Raw genomic sequence first — 19,517 nt, 5'->3', positions numbered from 1 at the left:
GCTGATGTTTGGACAATTCACGGAAAAAGCTCGTCGCGTAGTTATTCATGCACAAGATGAAGCACGACGGATGGGCCATAATTTTGTTGGTACGGAACATCTACTTTTGGGCCTCATACGGGAAACCAATTCCTTACCGGCAAAAGTCCTTCAGTCGATAGGTTTGGACTTGGAAACCGTTCGTGCGGAAGTCTTAAAAGCAACTGGGCGTGGTCCTGCTATTGGTCCCAATGAGGAAGTAACCTTTACGCCACGTGCCAAGAAAGTGGTGTTGGAGTTAGCTGGTCAAGAAGCGCGGGCTTTAAATCAAAATTATATTGGACCTGAACATCTCTTGCTGGGTTTGATTCGCGAAGGTGAAGGAGTTGCAGCCCAAGTATTGTTGGCGGCAGGAGCCGATTTAAACAAAGTGCGTCATCAGTTATTGCATAATGCCGCTGGCGGACAAGTTCCGGCTGGGGGAGCGCCCGAACAGCCGCAAGCGGTGAATACGCCGACATTGGATCTCTATGGCCGGGATTTAACACAAATGGCTCGGGAAGGGAAATTGGATCCGGTTATTGGCCGTGATAAAGAAGCCGAACGAGTGATTCAAATTCTAAGCCGAAGAACCAAGAACAATCCTGTGCTCATTGGAGAACCCGGTGTTGGAAAAACGGCTGTAGTAGAAGGTTTAGCCGAGCGTATTGTGGAAAACAAAGTGCCTGAGATTTTAAAAGACCGCCGTGTAGTGGCGCTGGACTTAGGAGCGATGCTGGCGGGATCCAAATATCGAGGAGAATTTGAGGATCGTCTTAAAAGAGCGATGAACGAAATACGTGAAGCCAAGAACGTGATTTTGTTCATTGATGAGATGCATACGATTGTAGGCGCTGGAGCAGCTGAGGGCGCGATAGATGCTGCCAACATTTTAAAACCGGCCTTAGCCCGCGGCGAGTTGCAGGCAATTGGAGCCACGACGCTAGACGAATATCGGAAATATGTGGAGCGGGACCCGGCTCTAGAACGACGGTTTCAGCCGATCATGGTCGAAGAGCCGTCAGCAGATGAAGCCTTGCAAATTCTCAAGGGACTTCGTGATCGTTATGAAGCGCATCATCGTGTCAATATTACCGATGAGGCTTTAGAAGCTGCGGTGCGTTTGTCCGACCGTTATGTTTCAGATCGCTTTTTACCGGATAAAGCCATTGACTTAATTGATGAAGCGGCATCACGGGTCCGGCTCAAAAGCTATGTTGCGCCACCCGATCTGAAGGATCTGGCTGAAAAGTTGGAGGAGATTCGCAAGGAAAAGGAAGCCGCGGTGCAAGCCCAGGAATTTGAAAAAGCGGCGCAAATGCGTGATGAAGAACAAAAGCTGCGAGAAGAACTCGACCGGGAAACCCAGGAATGGCATAGTCGCCAAGGGAAAGAAGCGATTAATGTCACTCCGGAGGATATTGCCCATATTGTGTCGTCGTGGACTGGAATTCCGGTAGAAAAACTCAAGGGCGAAGAATCTGAACGCCTCCTCAAATTAGAGGACGAATTACATGCACGGGTAGTGGGCCAGGACGAAGCGGTTAAAGCCGTGAGTCGTGCCATTCGCCGGGCACGGGCTGGGTTGAAAAATCCCCGACGTCCCATTGGATCGTTCTTATTTCTAGGCCCGACCGGAGTTGGAAAATCGGAATTGGCCAAAGCCTTGGCGTCCTCGCTATTTGGTGATGAAGAGGCGATGGTGACCATCGACATGTCCGAATACATGGAACGTCATGCGGTTTCTCGGTTAATGGGGGCCCCTCCCGGATATGTGGGATATGAAGAAGGCGGTCAGTTGACGGAAGCTGTGCGTCGTCACCCTTATTCCGTCGTCTTATTGGATGAGATTGAAAAGGCGCATCCGGAAGTCTTCAACATTTTGTTGCAGGTTCTCGAAGAGGGCCGTTTAACCGAGGCGAAAGGACGCACGGTCGATTTCCGGAACACGGTGATTATCATGACGTCCAATGTTGGTGCGGATTTAATCAAGCGTCAGAACACTATTGGGTTCCGGCGGGAATCGGACGACAGTCATTACCGGGAAATGAAAGACCGGTTGATGGATGAAGTCAAGCACACCTTCCGGCCGGAATTTATCAACCGGGTCGATGAAATCATTGTCTTCCATGAATTGTCGGCAGAACAATTGGCGGAAATTGTTGGTATCATGCTCAAAGAAGTGGAAGACCGGATTCGCCAAAATGGTTACGAGCTGTCGGTGACCGATGCCGCGAAACTGGTGATTGCGAAATCCGGCTATGATCCGGTCTTTGGTGCCCGCCCACTTCGCCGGGCCATCCAGCGACTCGTCGAAGATCAATTGGCTGAGGATATCTTAGCAGGGAAGTTTGCTGAAGGCGCCCATATTTTAGTTGATGCGGAAGACGGGCAATTGACTTTTTCCCAGATACCGGAAAATGATCCAGTAATGAAGCAATCATGACGCCTTCAGGCTGTCATTAGGAGGTGGACGGAATTCGGGAACAGACGCGCTATATATGTCAAGTATGTGCAACGACTTCTGCCCGGTGGTTAGGCCGTTGTCCCGGCTGTGGGGGATATAACACGATGGAACAGGAGATTGTCACCAAAAATTCTAAACCATCGTCCCTTGCCACTGGCGACGGCCCCATCCCCATCGGGGCCGTGCAGTCCGAGCATGTTCAACGGATCTCCACTGGCATTGCCGAAGTCGACCGCGTATTGGGTGGAGGCATGGTGCCCAATGGATATTTCTTGCTCGGTGGCGATCCGGGCATTGGCAAATCGACATTGCTGCTTCAAATCGCCTCATTTGTAAGTCGAGAGGGACCTGTCCTCTATATTACGGCGGAAGAATCTCAAGGTCAGACCCGCATTCGCGCCCAGCGTTTGGGGGATTTGCCTGATAGTCTATATATTATGGCTGAAGGCAATATTGAGCGTATTGAACAGGCGATCCGGGCGCAGAAATGGCAATTGGTGGTCGTGGATTCGTTGCAAACGGTTTATGATCCCGAGATCGAGTCTGCACCGGGAAGTGTGGGACAAGTTCGGGGAATTGCCGCTCGCTTAATGCGATTGGCTAAAGAAGCCTGTCCGATTTTTTTGGTGGGTCATGTGAATAAAGAAGGGTCAAAGCGGCCCGCGGCTTAAGGAAACTTAGGTCGAGTTACTGAGCTATATGCATGAAACATCGGGAGTGACGCGCGAGAGCCCGTCACAGCGATCAACGTGCAGGAAACAAAGAAAGCGGCGAATACTTTGGATCCTCAGAGACAATATGCTCAGCTCCTCACGTTATGGGCACAGGGTAATAAGATTCTTCGGCGTCAAACCAATGGCCAACGGCATGCCAGAGTGCTACACAGTTGGAAGCTTGGGCAGAGTGTGGCGAGCCATGGTATCGAGGTTCTTCCCATGAGTCTCGATCCCGCCATTTTCTTGTTGGCTCCTACACCAACCGATGCATTATGGTGTGTTTTGGTTGATAAGGAATATGGCATGCATAATTCCCAATTGTTTCGACGTATGCTGTGGTTGGACCATCAAGAAAAACCGGCCCTTCATGCGGGTCCCGTTTGGTCTATATCTGAAAATTTGGCCAAGAAGTTGGGCGCAATGCAGTGGAAGGTCTTATGCCAGTGGATGGATAAAGCGTGCGATGATGTTGAGTGGCCAGAAAACGGGCAAGCGATTACGGTATTGGCTGGATTATCGCACCAACCCCAATTAATTGGGAAAGCGCCGGCCAAAGATTGGTTAGCTTTGTCGCAACTCTGGCGACATCAAGGGACGTGGCAACGGGTTGACCTACAAACCGATTATCCGTGGCTTAAATGCGATCCGGTGTTGCAAAAATATCTCTGGCCGTGCTCTTAACGAAGGATGAAGACAGTGTCCAATTGCGCTAGCAGGTCCCCGAGTGGTCGAACATTTGGTGGATGTGGTGTTAATGTTCGAAGGCGACCGTCAACAGATGTTCCGGGTCCTTCGGGGCATTAAAAATCGTTTCGGATCCACGAGTGAACTGGGATTGTTTGCGATGGAAGGTGAAGGATTGGTCGGAGTCGAAGATCCTTCCCGCTTACTCTTAGAAGAGAGGCCCATTGATCGTCCGGGGTCCATCGTTGTGGCGGCATTCGAAGGAACCAGGCCGCTCATGGTGGAAGTGCAAGCATTGTTGGTAAAAAGTTTTGGCACTCCCAGGCGCGTTGTATCGGGCATGGATCCTCACCGCGTTGCCCTGGTTCTGGCGGTTATCGAGCGGCATTTAGGAATAAAGATTTCGGAAATGGATGCCTATTTTAAGGTAACGGGCGGCATATCTCTGGACGACCCGGCGCTGGATTTGGGTGTGTTGGTAGCGGCGTTGTCGTCCTTTACCGGCAAGGCCGTGCCTCCTGAATGGGCGGTGTGTGGTGAAGTGGGATTAACAGGGGAAATCCGCCGGGTTCCCCGCTTACCAGAACGAGTTAAGGAGGCAATGGGCTTGGGTTTTACCCGGGTCTTGGTTCCCGGCGCGATGTCCTCCGTCCAATCCGGTCTTGTTACAGTGGCCGCAACTCGGGTAAGTGAGGTTGTGTCACGGTTAGGGCTCGAATCAACGGAGGAATAAGGCGCTTACCTCGTCCTAAAGGTCTTAGGTTCAAATGATCAGGTTGGCTCGCCTTAGTGCCTTCAGGGTGCTCTGTTGTGCTGATCGAGACACCTGCAGCACTGGTTGGGAGATGTCGCAAGCACGTACGCACTGAGAAAGGAGCGAAGGCGGCTTTTTCTCCGCCCTCAATGGCGGAGTTTCCGCCGAGTATGATGGACGATCCGCTTCTGGAAGTGTTATCCCGAATTGCGCCGGGTACGGCTCTTCGGGAAGCGATAGACAATATTATTCGCGCGCGAACGGGTGCGTTAATTATTATTGGCGGAGAACCAGAGATTGATGAAGATTGCGAAGGAGGGTTTCGTCTCGATGTTCCTTTTCACCATGAATTTGTCTATGAGTTGGCGAAAATGGACGGGGCTATTCTCCTTGACCAAGACATCCATCGAATTCGTAAAGCCAATGTGGAGTTAATCCCGAAAAAATATGCCACATCAGCCGAAACTGGAATGCGTCACCGCACTGCGGAGCGTATAGCCAAAACGCGTAATGCCACAGTCATTGCCGTATCAGAAAGACGCAGTATTGTAACGATTTATAAAGGACAATCCCGTTATGTTCTGCATGATTTAAGTTATATTTTGACGAAAGCGACAAGTGCGTTGGCGTCTTTAAGTCGGTACGACCGGTTGTTTCGGAGCGCGGTGAGACGCCTGGCCGAAAGTGAGGCCGAAGAAGCTGTCCCCTTAGTCGATGTCATCGAGGCTTTGCGGCGGGGATATATTGCCTTGACCATTCGCCAAGAAATCAATCGCTATGTGGTGGAGTTAGGGCGCGACGGTCATCTTATTGATTTACAATTAGAAGAGTATCCCGATATTTTTCGCGATTGGATAGGAATTTGGAAAGATTATCAGGCTCAAAATATTCCGGTTCCCAATCCAGTGATACTCGATGCAGCGTCATGGTCCCAAGAAATGTGGGCGAATCGTTTAGGGTATGATCAGTTGGACTACCGGATAGAGCCGCGTGGATACCGTCTGCTACATACTATTCGGCTGCCGGATGATGTCATTGAGATATTGATGCATGAATACCGTACATTATCCGAAATGCGACAAGCTTCGCTAGACGACTTCAGTCAAATTTCAGGAATCGGATCCCAAAGAGCGCGAACTATCTGGGCTGCACTCCATGAGACATATAGCGATGCAAATTTTTAGGCACCGGACTGACCGGTGCCTTTTTGCCAAATTCTTTGCTTTTTCTCATCTATTCGGTGCTATGATATTATTCACGGAGGTATTGAATTTGTTTTCTGCACTTGTAAATTAGGGTATTTATTCCACACCTCCGGGAAAAACTAGAAATTGGGATGACAAACATCTTATGGGTCATCTGATTATATCAGGGGGAGGTGGCAGATATGGGAAGAACAGTGCGCCAAATTCTCACGATCTTTGGGGGAGTACTCGGGATTGCGGGCGTATTCCAAAATCTTCATGCCTTAAAGGCGCTACCATATCTGAGTGGACTAGGACCAGACCGCGGAGCCATTTTATTGGGCATTGGTCTCATTGGAGGCGGTTTGATTGCTTATATTTTGGGGCCTTGGCTGATTAATGGGGCCAGTAAGGCCATGGAGTGGGGCGAGAGTCGATTACAAAAAACGCCTACACAAGATTTATTGTCTGGTTCCGTTGGGTTGATTGTTGGGCTCTTAATTGCGTTTCTTTTAACGTCCGAATTAAATGGACTAGGCCTCGTTGGGGTTTTGATTCGTATTGCGATTAGTGTTGGGTTTGGGTATGTCGGTTTAAAGGTATCCATTCGGAAAAAGGACGAATTGATGCGTCCGCAAAGCTGGTTACCGCGAGTAAAACACCGCGTGAATGACAGCGTTAAACCGAAAATCCTCGACACGTCCGTGATTATTGATGGACGTATCGCGGATATTTGCCAAACCGGATTTCTCGAAGGTCCCTTGGTGATACCCGGATTTGTTCTTGAAGAATTAAGACACATTGCCGACTCTGCGGATGTCTTAAAGCGTAATCGTGGGCGCCGGGGTCTTGATATTCTCAACCACATTCAAAAAGAATTAAAGACGCAGGTACAGGTTTATGAACGCGACATCGATCCGAGTTTGGAAGTTGACTCGAAACTGCTCAAACTGGCAAAAATCTTGGATGGCAAAGTGATTACCAACGATTTTAATCTTAACAAGGTAGCAGAACTTCAAGGCGTTCCGGTTCTCAATATCAACGAACTAGCCAATGCCGTGAAGCCGGTAGTTTTACCGGGAGAAGAAATGGTCGTGCACGTGATCAAAGATGGGAAAGAGTCGGGCCAAGGTATTGGATATCTGGACGATGGTACGATGATCGTGGTGGATGGCGGGCGTAAATTTATTGGCCAAACGGTTACGGTAATTGTGACCTCAGTCTTGCAAACAGCTGCGGGCCGGATGATATTTGCCAAACTCAAATCTGCTTTAGGGGCTGTTGAACTGAGTGAAGCCTAAACGGTTTTTCGTTCAAAGCCCGGCTCATGCCGGGCTTTTTCCTGTACAATAGCATCACATGATAGGGGCGGATGATGCGAATCCCAGCTATTAGGGGTGTTCTGTGAAAAGTTTTGGGATATTGTTGGCGGCAGGTCAAAGTCGGCGCATGGGCGCCTTAGGTCCAAAATTATGGCTAATGGTGGCAGGGCGTCCTGCAATAGCGTGGAGCCTGTGGCATTTTGCGGTGAAGGGTGAATTTGATGCGGGCGTGGTGGTGGCACGTCCCGAAGATTTTGAGCAGATTCAGCACTGGCTTGACCAGTTTGGCTTAACACACTGGTTGTTGACTGCGGGATCCACAGAACGGTATTTATCCGTACAACAAGGTCTTGCAGCGCTTAAAGGGTTAGCCCAAGATCAGGATGTCGTGTTAATTCATGATGCGGCGCGGATTTTGGTTCCTTGTGGGGTGATTGACCGGGTACGACATGCTGCATTTGAGCAAGGAGCGGCGATGCCGGCACTTCCCGTTACGGATACCGTCAAAGGAGTTGTGGAAACGCCTGTGGGTGTCGAGGTGACAAAGACCATTCCCCGCAGTCATTTGCGTCTCGCACAAACTCCTCAAGGATTTCACTACCATATAATTTGCCAAGCTCATGAAGCATGGAAACACGGGGTCCCAACGGATGATGCCGAGGTTGTGGAATATTTAGGACACCGGGTCATGGTCGTGCCAGGAGATTATGATAACCGCAAACTGACGACACCGGAAGATTTGACATGGTTTGAATGGAGGTTACAACAAATCCATGACTAATCGCATCGGACAAGGTATTGATGTGCATCCCTTAGTGGCTAACCGTCCCTTAATTTTAGGGGGAGTGGATATTCCTTTTGAGAAGGGCCTAGAAGGTGATACGGATGGCGATGTACTAACCCATGCATATATGGATGCCATATTGGGAGCATTAGCCATGGGGGATTTAGGCACGTATTTTCATGCAGAGGATCCGGATGTTAAAGGGGCCTCATCAGTGGCGTTAATGGCTCGTGTAGTGGAGATGATGACCCACGCACATTATCAGGTGATTTCGGCTGATTTGACCGTCGTGGCCCAGCGACCCAAATTAGCGCCCTATATCATGGCGATTCGCCAAAATTTAAGTCGTGCCAGTGGCTGTCCATTGGATTGCTTTTCCGTGAAAGCCACAACTACCGATCATTTAGGAGCCTTGGGGCGTGAAGAAGGCATTTTAGCGTTAGCAACCGTCTTATTGGCCCCGGTTTAAATAGTGCATAATCCCTTCAGCAATGGCTGCCGCTAATTGAGTTTGATATTGGGAATTGAGGAGTCGGGATGTATCGAGCGGATGCGTCAGGAAACCGACCTCAACATTGATGGCGGGGACGGTAACTTCTTGTAGGACCAATTGGCGAATGGGACGAGGACGAATGACTTTTCCCGTTACTCTCGCCAAGGCGGTAGAGACTTGTGAGGCTAATTCCCACGATGACACGGATCCAGAGCGGTAATAGACGATAGGGCCTTGGGCGATGCCACTGGGTTCCGCGTTGGTATGAATAGAAACAAAAATGGTGGCATGCCACTGGCGCGCTAAAAATGCTCGGTACCGTAAATCGCGTACATTATGAAAAGGAGGTGCACTAGGAGTCTGGTCGCTTGTCCGGGTCATATATACATGAATCTGTTTCTGACGTAAAAGACTTGATAAGAGAAGACCAATACTGAGATTTATATTTTTTTCATAAACTCCCTGGGCTCCAATAGCACCAGGATCTTGACCTCCATGGCCGGGGTCAATGACCACAATGGGGGTGAGGGTCATGGCCGGACTTACGGGAAGTTGATAGCAGGTGATGAGGAAGGCTCCCAGCAATCCGAAAATTGCGAGCCATACAGGAATTTTGCGGGCGACATTCAAGGGTATCCGCCTCTTTCTCTTAGTTCTGACCCACATTATGTGATTGTGCGAGGAATTAGACATTTTCCCCTTGCAACCCTTGCAAAATGATCTTGGGGTAGTCGGCTGTGCCTCTAAGACTTAACCACACGCGATTATCGCGTTGGCCCAGGGCTGAGATAGGCATTTTGAGTTTTTGGGCATCTAGAGAGTCGTCTGCCCAGGAATTAGTGAACGGCTGGCTTAGATGTACTCTGTGCCACGCTTCGGGGTGTCTCAGAGCGAAAATATGCCTGGCCAATATCTGTTCCGTAGCCGATTTCTAGCACATGATCAGGCCCCATAGCGATATGCGGAATCGGAGGCCAGTCGGGAGGAGTTTTCGAGCCAAGTTGACTCCAAGTGGATGCGGGGGCCGGATAGGACAGTTTAGGCCATGCCCACTGTTTGATCCCGTGATGTGGTAACCACAGTGTCAAATGATGGACGGATGCTAACCACAGACCATCATGGCCAGCTGTTTCTGCAGCAATAGGACTGAGGGACAAATGGGCAATCCACTGAATTTGTTGGTGTTGAATGAGGCCAATATTGCCGTTTGCATCGACGATCCACAGACCCTGGCGAAATTGGCCCATACTGACAAAGAAATCTCCCATAGGAGCCTCAGCTTGCGGTGTCCACTGATTATCTTGGGTGTTCAGTTCCCAAAGTGTATTCGCACTCAGAAGCCAGACATGCTGGGAGCTATGTCCAAAGTCAATGGCGACGGGTGCGGTGTTACTAGGAAGAGGATAGGACTGCATCTGTTTCGTATTCACGTTCATAATCCGAACGAGCTGGGTTCCTTGAAAAGAGGTGTAGACCGAAGCAGTGTATGGATTGCGATGTACGGTGGGTCCAGGAATAGCATAATCGCCGGGAACAAAACGATTCTCATTCGTGAAGCCCCCCACATATCCCCAGTGACGGTACCACACCGTGTGGGCTCCGCTGACGATTAAATCTACAGCTCCCCAGTATGCGGATTGGCTTAAGCTTAAATTTGAGACCGTTAATCCCGAATGACTCGGAAAATATGGCATCCGGGGGACGGTTCGCCACAGGTTTTGACCGGATTGCGGATTGTACCAGCCAATTACCGTGCTATCCCCGAGGGGATTGCTGGTTCCGTAATAGATGCGTCCATCTGGTCCAGGCAGAACCGAAGAAATGGCCGTGCCTTCGTCCAAAAGCACTTCGGGTCCAACAGAAACCGGATGCCACCGAATCACCGGCAAATTAACATATCGCGTGGCTCGGCTCGCGGTTTGGATAAGCTTTTGGGGGCCCTGGGATGAAGTTGAGTGACATCCGCTTAGGAGGATTGCCGAAGCCAGGATTAAACTATACTGTACACCTTGCCGTATGTTCAAAAGAGTGTCCCGCCTTCCTGCTGGTCAGTAGTGCGCGATCATTGCGGAAATCTATGTAATAACCCGTTTTAAGAGCGGTGAACACCTGAAGGCCGCACACGCATATAAGACGACCTTTAGGTTCATGATGATCATGTCGAACTGACAATGATATCAGATTTCGACACCTATTATAGTCCCATTTTAAAAGAAGCGCGGGCTAAGCACCAAGTTTTAAGGACAAGCCCTATCCCTTAAAATCTCGGTGAAGCCGGATTGTTTCCTATCTTGTAGATTGACGCGGTCAGCAAGTTTTCCTAAAATGCGAGCATGACGCTGGCATGAAATGCTATTAAGCTATTAAGAAGAAAGGATCGGCCCATGATTCAAATTTATGATAGCTTGACCCGGACAAAACGCCCCTTCATTCCACTGCGTGAAGGAGAAGTGTCGATTTACGTGTGTGGTGTGACGCCGTATGCCGAAGCTCACGTGGGGCATGCCAGGCCTGCTGTCGTCTGGGATGTGATTAAACGGCACTTTATGCGCCGGGGTTATATTGTTCGCCATGTCCAAAATTTTACGGATATTGATGATAAAATTGTCAACCAATCTCAAACCGAGAGGGTTTCGGCCAGTCAATTGGCCGCGAAGTATATGGAACAGTACAATCAATTGATGCAGCAATTGCATGTGCTCCCTCCAGATTTTGCTCCCCGGGTAACAGAAAATATTGCTGAAATTATTACGTTTATTCAGGGGCTGATTGACCGGCAAAAGGCTTACGTGGCTGGTCAGGATGTCTATTTTTCTGTGAATACGGATGAAAACTATGGACAGCTTTCAGGCAGGCGGTTAGAAGAACTTTATCAAGGGGTTCGGGTCGAGGTTCATGAGGGAAAACACGATCCAGCAGATTTTGCTCTATGGAAAAGTGCCCCGGCAGAGGAACCCGGTTGGGAGAGCCCATGGGGATATGGCCGGCCGGGATGGCATATTGAATGCTCCACCATGGCTTCGCGATACCTTGGCCGTCAATTTGATTTGCATGGGGGCGGCATGGATTTAATTTTTCCTCATCATGAGAATGAACGGGCTCAATCCCAGGGGCTATTTGACTGTGAACCGGCACAGTTTTGGGTTCATAATGGATTGATTACACAAAATGCGGTTAAAATGTCCAAATCCTTAGGGAATGGTCTTAGTCTTCAGGAAATTATCCGCCATGTGGATCCCCTGGTGTTACGAACGTATTTGCTTAGTGTCCACTACCGGACCCCTTTAGATTTTAGTGTGCAAGGACTTGAAGAATGGGGACGGGGACTTCAGCGTATTTGGCGATTATGGGAGGAGGCTAAAGATGCTCCCGCTCCGAGCGAATGGGTTGATGCGTCGTGGGCGGAACGACTGCGAACATTTGAGTCGAACTTTTTGAGTGTTTTGGACGATGACTTTAATACGGCTCGGGCTTTTGCGGAGATCTTTGATATGGTGCACAACGCCTATCAAGGTATGGAACAAAACCACCGAGCTTATGCCTTAGGATGGGCACGTCATAACCTGGTTCAAGCCAATATAATTTTAGACTTCCTTCCGGCCCCAGCCACTCAAGAGCATCAGGATGTGAACGACTTGGCCACACGTTTAATCGCCATTCGCGAGCAAGCCAGGAAAAATCGTGATTATGTTCAGGCTGATCAAATACGTAATTTACTAATAAAGGCGGGATATTACATTGAAGACACGCCCACGGGACCGCGGATCACTTTCGCGGCGGAAAATGGCCAAACCCGCTAATCAGCGCGAAGACGCGCGTAAGAATAGCGGTAGTTTTGAACCCACAACGTCGGTTACAGCCAATGAATCGGTTATTGTGGGACGGCATCCGGTCCTTGAAGCATTGCGAGCCGGGCGTCCCTTGCAGCGATTGTGGGTCCAAAATCAGCTGGCTGAAGGTAGCCTTAAAGAAATTCTCGGGATTGCCCGGGAAAAAGGTGTCGTGATTCATGAAGTGCCCCGGGCTAAATTGGACGAGTTAGCTGGGGAGTTGAATCATCAAGGAGTAGTAGGATTAATCAGTGTTGCGCCCCTTGCGACGTTAGATGATGTGTATGCTCTGGTCAGGAACCGGGGATTTGATGCGTTTTTGATTGTCCTGGATCAAATTCAGGATCCACAAAATTTGGGGGCAATAATTCGTGTGGCTAATGCCGCTGGAGCTGATGCCGTAATTATACCGAGCCGTAATAGCGCACCGCTGACGCCTGCTGTGCGTAAAGCCTCAGCCGGGGCCACCGAATATGTCCCGGTGGCGGTTGTGTCCAACTTGGCGCAAACTATCGAGACCATCAAAAAGTGGGGGATCTTTGTTTATGCCGCGGATCCCCAAGGGGAAATTCTGTATACGCAGGCAGATTATCATGGTCCCACGGCGATCGTGATCGGAGCCGAAGGGCAAGGGATTCGGCCCTTAGTGAAGAAACGCTGTGATCAAACTGTGCGATTGCCCATGGTGGGTCAAGTTGCCTCGTTGAATGCGGCCACAGCATGCGCGGTCTTGGCGTTCGAAGTGGTCAGGCAGCGACAAGCACCGTAAACGTGCCATATTTTTTATGAATGTGGACAAAAAACGCAAAAGTTACACGTTTCGCCGTCAGAAGACTTGACGGCGATTTTCGTGCCTCGCTATAATGAGGCAGACATTAGCCGAAGTGAAGTTTCTTTAACGTATTGTTATAGAATATTCTGATTTCTTTAGGCCTTGGTGATGGAGGCGATGTGAGTGTGTTAGGCCCCTCGTACGAAATGCCGAACGGCTTTGATAACATGACCGATGAAGATATCGTTCAAGATGCCCGCGAAGGCAGCGCGGATGCGCTCGAATATGTGATTCAAAAATATCGGAATTTTGTTCGTGCCAAGGCTCGCTCATATTTTTTAATCGGTGCGGACCGTGAAGACATTGTGCAAGAAGGCATGATTGGATTATACAAAGCCATTCGCGATTTTCGCAGTGACAAGCTGTCATCCTTCCGGGCATTTGCGGAATTATGTATTACCCGGCAAATAATTACCGCCATTAAAACGGCAACACGACAAAAGCACATTCCGTTGAATTCTTACGTGTCTTTGAACAAACCGATTTATGAAGAAGATTCTGACCGCACCTTATATGATGTTGTATCCACGGCCAAAGTTGCAGATCCTGAAGAAATGATCATTCACCGGGAAGAATTCGGGGATATCGAAGAAAAAATGGGTGAAATTTTGAGTGATCTGGAATGGAAAGTCCTTATGGCCTACCTCGATGGCCGATCCTACCAGGAAATTGCTGTAGATTTAAGACGGCATGTGAAATCCATTGATAATGCATTACAACGTGTTAAGCGGAAATTAGAACGATATTTGGATGGGCGACAAGTTCTCTTATTCCCTTCATCATCATCTCGAGATATGTAACGCTATTACAAAAAAAAGACCAGCAATCGCTAAAAGGTGCTGGTCTTTTTTATGATGCCTGTGACGTTGATGAGGATTTTTTAATGGCAAAGCGCAGTCTTTTCCACAGACGTTGTGCTTGACGGGCATCGTCCATAGACCATGAGTTGGGGCCATATAAACCGCGCTCGAGATATTGGACTAATTGCTGGCTTTCGGAAGTATCGGCACGCATATTCACCTGCCACAGGGCTAACCATTCTCGGGGGGTGAGACTCATTGTGGGGATACGCATTCTAAACTGGGTCCACCATCTGATTTGACGCCATAATCTAATCGCCGCGGCTTGTGGATTGCGTGCTAGGCGGTATTTGCGCACACGGATGCCAAAGATGGCCATTAGGATAATTAGCGCCAAGAGGAGAAAACTCAAGAGTTTTCTTACGGGTAGAAATCTGCGGGACGAATTCACCCGGTGGGAGCTTTTAGCCGTAGGCGTTTTGAGCGTGTGCTCATTGACCCCGGGGGGTGGATTGTAGTGAACTTTCGGCACGGCCGAAGTGACTGGGATAGATAGGGAGGTTTGCGACGTCAATGATGAAGGAGTTTTGGGGACAGACAGATCAGGAATGTTAAACCCGGGAGTCGGATCAATGGGAATCCAGCCAAAGGGTGCAATGTAAATTTGAGCCCATGAATGCGCATCGATGGCACGGACTAAATAGCCATGATCATGGGCGTTATATTGACCTGGGGCATATCCCGCGACCCACCGGGCCGGTATACCAATGCTGCGCATCATCATAATGAACGCAGTGGAAAATTGATCGCAATAGCCTACTTTATCAGTAAACAAGAAATGGTTCACCACATTGTGCTGTGTCGGGGTGACATGAAACGAATAGCCATAATGCGTGTCGAGATAATGTTTGATGTCTAAAGCGGCTTGCCAAGGTCCTGAAGCGTGTTGAGTAATCTGATTGGCTAACTGACCGACCCGCGGAGAAAGATTACTAGGAATTTGTAGGTCTTGAGATAAGTTCGGGGTAGGATATTCGCCAAAGGTGACATGACTTAGCAACGTTGCATTGAAATGGGGAATGATACTGGTTACGCGGTACGAAGAAATAGCATTTGACACAAAATGTTCTTTATTTGGATATAACACCAGGGATGACGGCCCAGAACCGAAGGATAAGGGGACGCCTGGATAGAACAGGGTTCGAAAAGGATGGCCGTTTACTGCTTGAAACGTTATTGTGTCGGTTGTGGTGGAGACTTGCGACGTATCAAAGGGAAGGCTAAATAACGGGATGCCTGAATCTTCGGGCGTAATTTGCACCGCATTGGATCCGGGATTCGTCCATTCTTTGCCGGTGAATGTGTTGAAAATCTCTGCTTGCCAGTAATGCGGAGATTTTGAATGGACAATCATCACGGGATTATAATTTGGAACAATCGAATGTCCGATATGATTGATGCCTTCTGAATATCCTGTTGTGGCGCCTGTTCCCGTTAGAAATCTGAGATCTTGTAAATTTCCGCCTAAAAATCCTAAACTGGCATGACCAGGGCGCGGTGTTCCACCCCATCCTAAACTCAAAGGCACGAATATGGTGACAGCAGCAACAACGCTGGCCATGAGGCCAGATGATCCTTGGCGGGACAACGGCGTTAAAACATGGTGCGAGGATAATAATAATAAGCCAATGGCTGCATAGGCAAAGAGAGGGTGTTCCGCGGGTAGTTGCCAGAACACATGATTGATCGCCAAAGCGGCAATGCCGATGACTAAAAGGGTTGCAATGCGCCGGGTATTATTAGCCTGACGAAACACATGCCACCCCAAAAGCGCGCCGATTAATAGTAAGGGGGTCGCGATATGCGCAGAAATTTGGTTCCAATTCGCGAAGGACAACTGGTGCAAGACTAAAACCGAACGCGAAAAGGTGATAAAAACATGGCGTAAGCTGGGCAATGATGCCCATTCTGCGGTTAATTCGGCAACCATTATGATGATCCATGTAGTCCAGCGCAAAATCCAAGAAGACCACAATTCCCCAAACGATAACCATAGGGGAGTCAGAGCTAATAAGGCGGCATCATGAAAGCCTCCCCCATGCGTATAAGGCCAAAAGAGCGCGCTCATCCAAATTCCCCGTAATATGATTTGAGTTTTATTGGATATCACATGGGTCCTCCTTTCACATCACTCTAATGGGATAGACCATAAGCCTGACGATGTAAGCGGTGTTCCAAATAGAACGACAAATCCTCGAGCTGATCTAAGTCCTCGCCCACACGAATAACGGAGACGGCATCAGATAAGGCAGGATGGTTTCCTCGCATAGTAATCCACAAAGGAATGGCATCGTCGGGGATAAATGTCATCGAGTTTTGGGAATTGGGATGAAAACGGGGCAGGGAGGCCAGGTAATTGAGGATGGTTTCATAATGCGTTCGCCCTGCCCCAATGCCAATGCGTTGGTCCCCATCTCCAACCCATAGAAAACCTAGAGGTTGGATATAACGCGCTGCGACATCGGTTAATGACGCGGCAATCTGTATAGCTAACTCCCATTCTCTCTCTGTTTGAAATGCTTGCATATCATCCAATATAATCCGAATTTGGGGCTGTGTAGTGGGTTCAAATTGTTTGACCTTGAACTGACCCGTACGGGCCGTGGTTCGCCAGTGAATTTGAGCCAGACGATCCCCACTCACATAATCCCGGATGCCTAAAAGCAAACTGGTATCTTCAGAAATTCGGCGTGACATTTCAGTATTTCCGGACCATTGTTGAAAAACATGTCCCAGATGTGTTAGAGCTGTGGTCTGAGGCCAGATAATCATCGACATGGGATCATTTGTCGCCAATCGAGATTTTTCCCATAGCCCTAGCACATCGCCAGTAGCGATCTTAGGCGCCTTGAGTGTGTAAATGCCGCGAGGTACGTGTGCCAATTGGTAACGAACTGTCACAGTGCGTTTGGGCCACAATGCCACAACAAAATGGGGATTGTGATCGGCATGTAAAGTTTCCGGCAAAGAATCCGTCACAGCGACCCACGCCCACGGCCACCACGTGTTTCCCTGGATTGTTAACTCAATGGTTACACTATCCCCTTCCGTAGCCAGACTCGGCTTGATATGCCGTTCGATACGGACCCGATGTAAGGGAAATAAGACTTGGATTAAAGTTATCATGACTAATAATTGAGTGGCATCCCAAATATGATAGGCTAAATAGCCCCCTTCGAAATAGGCAAAAGCCCAGGCAGCTCCAATTGCCGCCATCACCACGACAATACGCCACGATATCTTTTTCATCGTTCCCGACGCTCGCGGTCCGGAATGGGCACTTGTTGTAGGATATCGTGAACGAGGTCTTGGATAACGGTGGTTTGTTGGTGGCGATTGCCTCCTTTAAGAATCAGGCGGTGTGCGATGATATCAGGAAACAGTGCACGGATATCATCGGGGATAACAAATTCCCTGCCGTGGACAAAGGCCCACGCTTGAGCTGCCCGTTGTAAAGCGATGGCAGCACGAGGACTCATGCCTAAATAAATTCGGGGATGCTCACGGGTTTTGAGAGCTAATTGGGCAATATACTGTCGAATCGAAGGCGATAAATAAACATTCGGAATGTGTTCCATGAGTGCCATAACCCGGTCATGTGACAACACCGGACGGATGGTGCTGAGAGGATGGGTATGCGTCACTCGCTCCAACATTTGCGTTTCTTCTTCAATTGTTGGATATCCCAGATTAAGACGAAACAGAAAACGATCTAATTGGCTTTCCGGAAGCGGAAATGTTCCTTCGTATTCTATGGGATTTTCGGTAGCAATCACCATAAAAGGAGGGGCCAGAGGATGGGCAATGCCGTCTACGGTCACTTGCCGTTCTTCCATCACTTCTAATAAAGCACTTTGTGTACGTGGAGAGGTCCGGTTTAATTCATCCGCTAACAACAAATTGGCGAAAACGGGTCCCGGTTGAAAAATAAAAGCGCCCTGGGCCGGATTATAAATACTCACTCCTGTGACATCAGTAGGCAATAAGTCGGGGGTGAATTGAATGCGAGCATAATGTAAATCTAAGGTGGCCGCCAGCGCCTTGGCTAACGTGGTTTTGCCAACACCTGGTACATCATCTAATAACACGTGACCTTGTGCGAGCATAGCACATAAGAGTTTGGTGATGGTACTGCGTTTCCCAACAATGACGCGTTCGATATTATCAATAACGGGCTGCAATTCTTCGTGAATTGTTTCGTCATTGGAAAAATTTGAAGTGCGTCCGGGTGATTGTTTCACGAGAGGGACTCCTTCCTACATACCGTCATGCCGTTTGAGACTATCAGAGTACGTTGTGCCTTATAAAAAAAGACCTTATCCATTATGATACAATAACGGCTTGTCTGCATTGGCTTGTAAACTGATGACTTCTCCCGTTTTTTTGGAATTTTTCAGGAATCCCAAAAACCCGTCAAATAGTGCGGCCTGGTCCAAGGACTTGAAATCTGAAGACATCATATGATAAAATTAAATCCGCCAAAAATGCTGGCGTAGCTCAATTGGCAGAGCAACTGATTTGTAATCAGTAGGTTGAAGGTTCAAGTCCTTTCGCCAGCTCCATCATATGGCATAACTTTCAAGCAGAGACTTGAAGGTTTTTTTGTAAATTGGTGTGGTGTAGTTTTAAGGTTTACAGGGCATTGTGCATCATCCTTGGCAAAGCAACCACTCCATCACGAGAAGGAAATGGCCGCTTTGCACCCATCCTAAGAGCTCTGTGAGTGATAATTGTCTGTCCCTTGGGAGCATCCGTGATGGATATGTGAATAACATGTCGACGCCAAGTTATGGACGCGAATACCGGCTAATAGCATAGGCCTTGGGGGATTCGGGACGAAAACTGCCAGAGGGCAATAAACTCCAATAACTCCATATTATTCGATTGTTGACCCGGATTCCAAAGCGATAGTTACCACGACGGCGTTGCCGTTTTCGTTCGGGCTCGTTTTCCACCCAATAGACTTCACAACCCACAAATTGTCCAGCATGTGACTGGGCAAAATCATCAAGCTGAGCCCGAAAATCCTGAGGAATCTTGAGCGTGTTATCACAGGGTTGCCAATGATTTCGTTGCATGAGAAATAAATAGGCGCCCATAATGAGACCTAATAAGAGCAAAACCGAAAGCGCTATAAAAAATAGCCACATCCATGTACGCCAAAATTTGTACCAAAACCAATACCGGCTCATGAAAGTCCTCCTTAATAGCAAAGGCGTGGCAATACCGCCCCTCCATTAATTCGCTATGCGTTGGGACATTCCTTCTCATTTTTTCTGAGAAACCGATGCCAACATTATGGCAAATTTTTATAACAAATGGGGCTTGCATTTTCATGGTGAGGTCCGTAAAATAGTAAAGGCACCGACGAAATCAATGATTGGTGCCGAACAAGTCAATAGGTTAATGGATGGGTGCCCGAGTGGTTAAAGGGGGCGGTCTGTAAAATCGCTGGCTAGCGCCTACGTTGGTTCGAATCCAACCCCATCCACCACCGCGGGGTAGAGCAGCCAGGTAGCTCGTCGGGCTCATAACCCGGAGGTCACAGGTTCAAATCCTGTCCCCGCAACCAT

At 48.8% G+C, this 19,517-nt stretch carries 18 protein-coding genes and 3 tRNA genes; 14 read left to right on the top strand and 7 right to left on the bottom strand.

Features of this window, described 5'->3' with window-relative positions; all coding sequences use genetic code 11:
- Positions 1-4 precede the first annotated feature (4 nt).
- The 8 genes from AOA63_RS18535 to ispF all read left to right on the top strand — a co-directional run bounded on the left by AOA63_RS18535 (position 5) and on the right by ispF (position 8,398).
- Positions 5-2,464, top strand: coding sequence for an ATP-dependent Clp protease ATP-binding subunit (locus tag AOA63_RS18535; protein WP_020373715.1), 2,460 nt, complete (start codon positions 5-7; stop codon positions 2,462-2,464).
- A 23-nt stretch (positions 2,465-2,487) separates the two neighbouring features.
- Entirely contained in the window at positions 2,488-3,156 is a 669-nt protein-coding gene (locus tag AOA63_RS18530; protein ID WP_139061705.1) for an AAA family ATPase, read from the top strand.
- A gap of 78 nt (positions 3,157-3,234) precedes the next feature.
- Positions 3,235-3,882: a hypothetical protein gene (locus AOA63_RS18525; protein ID WP_053961184.1), complete on the top strand. Its 648-nt coding sequence runs from the start codon at positions 3,235-3,237 to the stop codon at positions 3,880-3,882.
- Positions 3,883-3,925: 43 nt separating this feature from the next.
- Entirely contained in the window at positions 3,926-4,618 is a 693-nt protein-coding gene (locus AOA63_RS18520) for a hypothetical protein (RefSeq protein WP_053961183.1), read from the top strand.
- Between the two features lie 170 nt (positions 4,619-4,788).
- Entirely contained in the window at positions 4,789-5,823 is a 1,035-nt protein-coding gene (disA, locus tag AOA63_RS18515; protein ID WP_053961182.1) for a DNA integrity scanning diadenylate cyclase DisA, read from the top strand.
- Between the two features lie 203 nt (positions 5,824-6,026).
- Positions 6,027-7,124, top strand: a complete 1,098-nt coding sequence (locus AOA63_RS18510) for a PIN/TRAM domain-containing protein (RefSeq protein ID WP_053961181.1) — start codon at positions 6,027-6,029, stop codon at positions 7,122-7,124.
- A gap of 103 nt (positions 7,125-7,227) precedes the next feature.
- Positions 7,228-7,926, top strand: coding sequence for a 2-C-methyl-D-erythritol 4-phosphate cytidylyltransferase (gene ispD, locus AOA63_RS18505; protein WP_053961180.1), 699 nt, complete (start codon positions 7,228-7,230; stop codon positions 7,924-7,926).
- Positions 7,919-8,398 carry a 2-C-methyl-D-erythritol 2,4-cyclodiphosphate synthase gene (ispF, locus tag AOA63_RS18500; protein ID WP_053961179.1) on the top strand — a complete coding sequence of 160 codons (480 nt, stop codon included), beginning with the start codon at positions 7,919-7,921 and terminating at the stop codon, positions 8,396-8,398. The genes ispD and ispF overlap by 8 nt, the downstream gene beginning before the upstream one ends.
- Here ispF and AOA63_RS18495 read toward each other — a convergent pair.
- Together AOA63_RS18495 and AOA63_RS18490 are read right to left on the bottom strand one after the other, a co-directional pair.
- A complete protein-coding gene (locus AOA63_RS18495) occupies positions 8,381-9,052 on the bottom strand; it encodes an N-acetylmuramoyl-L-alanine amidase family protein (RefSeq protein ID WP_053961178.1) in 672 nt (223 codons plus the stop codon). The two genes, ispF and AOA63_RS18495, sit on opposite strands and share 18 nt — an antisense overlap.
- 206 nt (positions 9,053-9,258) lie before the next feature.
- Complete coding sequence (locus AOA63_RS18490) at positions 9,259-10,446, bottom strand: hypothetical protein (protein WP_053961177.1); 1,188 nt, start codon at positions 10,444-10,446, stop codon at positions 9,259-9,261.
- A 360-nt stretch (positions 10,447-10,806) separates the two neighbouring features.
- On the opposite strand from AOA63_RS18490, the gene cysS reads away from it, so the two are divergent.
- The 3 genes from cysS to sigH all read left to right on the top strand — a co-directional run bounded on the left by cysS (position 10,807) and on the right by sigH (position 13,884).
- Positions 10,807-12,222, top strand: coding sequence for a cysteine--tRNA ligase (gene cysS / locus AOA63_RS18485; RefSeq protein ID WP_053961176.1), 1,416 nt, complete (start codon positions 10,807-10,809; stop codon positions 12,220-12,222).
- Positions 12,206-13,021, top strand: a complete 816-nt coding sequence (rlmB, locus tag AOA63_RS18480; protein WP_242848420.1) for a 23S rRNA (guanosine(2251)-2'-O)-methyltransferase RlmB — start codon at positions 12,206-12,208, stop codon at positions 13,019-13,021. Before cysS ends, rlmB begins: the two co-directional genes overlap by 17 nt.
- A 209-nt stretch (positions 13,022-13,230) precedes the next feature.
- A complete protein-coding gene (gene sigH / locus AOA63_RS18475) occupies positions 13,231-13,884 on the top strand; it encodes an RNA polymerase sporulation sigma factor SigH (protein ID WP_037913168.1) in 654 nt (217 codons plus the stop codon).
- A gap of 49 nt (positions 13,885-13,933) precedes the next feature.
- Here sigH and AOA63_RS18470 read toward each other — a convergent pair whose 3' ends face one another.
- The 4 genes from AOA63_RS18470 to AOA63_RS19930 form a co-directional block, all read right to left on the bottom strand.
- On the bottom strand, positions 13,934-16,054 hold the full coding sequence (locus tag AOA63_RS18470; protein WP_053961174.1) for a transglutaminase domain-containing protein: 2,121 nt from the start codon (positions 16,052-16,054) through the stop codon (positions 13,934-13,936).
- 23 nt (positions 16,055-16,077) lie between these two features.
- Positions 16,078-17,193: a DUF58 domain-containing protein gene (locus AOA63_RS18465; RefSeq protein WP_053961173.1), complete on the bottom strand. Its 1,116-nt coding sequence runs from the start codon at positions 17,191-17,193 to the stop codon at positions 16,078-16,080.
- The gene (locus AOA63_RS18460) at positions 17,190-18,185 is read right to left on the bottom strand and encodes an AAA family ATPase (RefSeq protein WP_053961172.1); all 996 of its coding nucleotides are present in this window, start codon (positions 18,183-18,185) and stop codon (positions 17,190-17,192) included. The genes AOA63_RS18465 and AOA63_RS18460 overlap by 4 nt, the downstream gene beginning before the upstream one ends.
- Before the next feature lie 75 nt (positions 18,186-18,260).
- Positions 18,261-18,404 carry a hypothetical protein gene (locus tag AOA63_RS19930; RefSeq protein ID WP_171822796.1) on the bottom strand — a complete coding sequence of 48 codons (144 nt, stop codon included), beginning with the start codon at positions 18,402-18,404 and terminating at the stop codon, positions 18,261-18,263.
- 26 nt (positions 18,405-18,430) lie between these two features.
- Here AOA63_RS19930 and AOA63_RS18455 point away from each other — a divergent pair.
- Positions 18,431-18,506: transfer RNA gene (locus AOA63_RS18455), tRNA-Thr, on the top strand.
- A gap of 225 nt (positions 18,507-18,731) precedes the next feature.
- Here AOA63_RS18455 and AOA63_RS18450 read toward each other — a convergent pair.
- Positions 18,732-19,136, bottom strand: coding sequence for a hypothetical protein (locus tag AOA63_RS18450; RefSeq protein WP_053961171.1), 405 nt, complete (start codon positions 19,134-19,136; stop codon positions 18,732-18,734).
- A 216-nt stretch (positions 19,137-19,352) separates the two neighbouring features.
- On the opposite strand from AOA63_RS18450, the gene AOA63_RS18445 reads away from it, so the two are divergent.
- Positions 19,353-19,438 (top strand) — tRNA-Tyr (locus AOA63_RS18445).
- A 1-nt stretch (position 19,439) separates the two neighbouring features.
- Positions 19,440-19,516, top strand: a tRNA-Met gene (locus AOA63_RS18440).
- Position 19,517: the final 1 nt, after the last annotated feature.

The organism is Sulfobacillus thermosulfidooxidans (assembly GCF_001280565.1).
Classification (GTDB): Bacteria; Bacillota; Sulfobacillia; order Sulfobacillales; family Sulfobacillaceae; genus Sulfobacillus; species Sulfobacillus thermosulfidooxidans_A.
Note: the sequence above shows the minus strand (reverse complement) of the source record. Positions and strands in the feature narration are given on the sequence as shown.

Coding starts and splice junctions, on each gene's coding strand:
- AOA63_RS19930 (WP_171822796.1), bottom strand. CDS start 18,404: ATGATGTCTTCAGATTTCAAGTCCTTGGACCAGGCCGCACTATTTGAC.
- AOA63_RS18465 (WP_053961173.1), bottom strand. CDS start 17,193: ATGAAAAAGATATCGTGGCGTATTGTCGTGGTGATGGCGGCAATTGGA.
- disA (WP_053961182.1), top strand. CDS start 4,789: ATGGCGGAGTTTCCGCCGAGTATGATGGACGATCCGCTTCTGGAAGTG.
- AOA63_RS18535 (WP_020373715.1), top strand. CDS start 5: ATGTTTGGACAATTCACGGAAAAAGCTCGTCGCGTAGTTATTCATGCA.
- ispF (WP_053961179.1), top strand. CDS start 7,919: ATGACTAATCGCATCGGACAAGGTATTGATGTGCATCCCTTAGTGGCT.
- rlmB (WP_242848420.1), top strand. CDS start 12,206: ATGGCCAAACCCGCTAATCAGCGCGAAGACGCGCGTAAGAATAGCGGT.
- sigH (WP_037913168.1), top strand. CDS start 13,231: ATGCCGAACGGCTTTGATAACATGACCGATGAAGATATCGTTCAAGAT.
- AOA63_RS18510 (WP_053961181.1), top strand. CDS start 6,027: ATGGGAAGAACAGTGCGCCAAATTCTCACGATCTTTGGGGGAGTACTC.
- AOA63_RS18450 (WP_053961171.1), bottom strand. CDS start 19,136: ATGAGCCGGTATTGGTTTTGGTACAAATTTTGGCGTACATGGATGTGG.
- cysS (WP_053961176.1), top strand. CDS start 10,807: ATGATTCAAATTTATGATAGCTTGACCCGGACAAAACGCCCCTTCATT.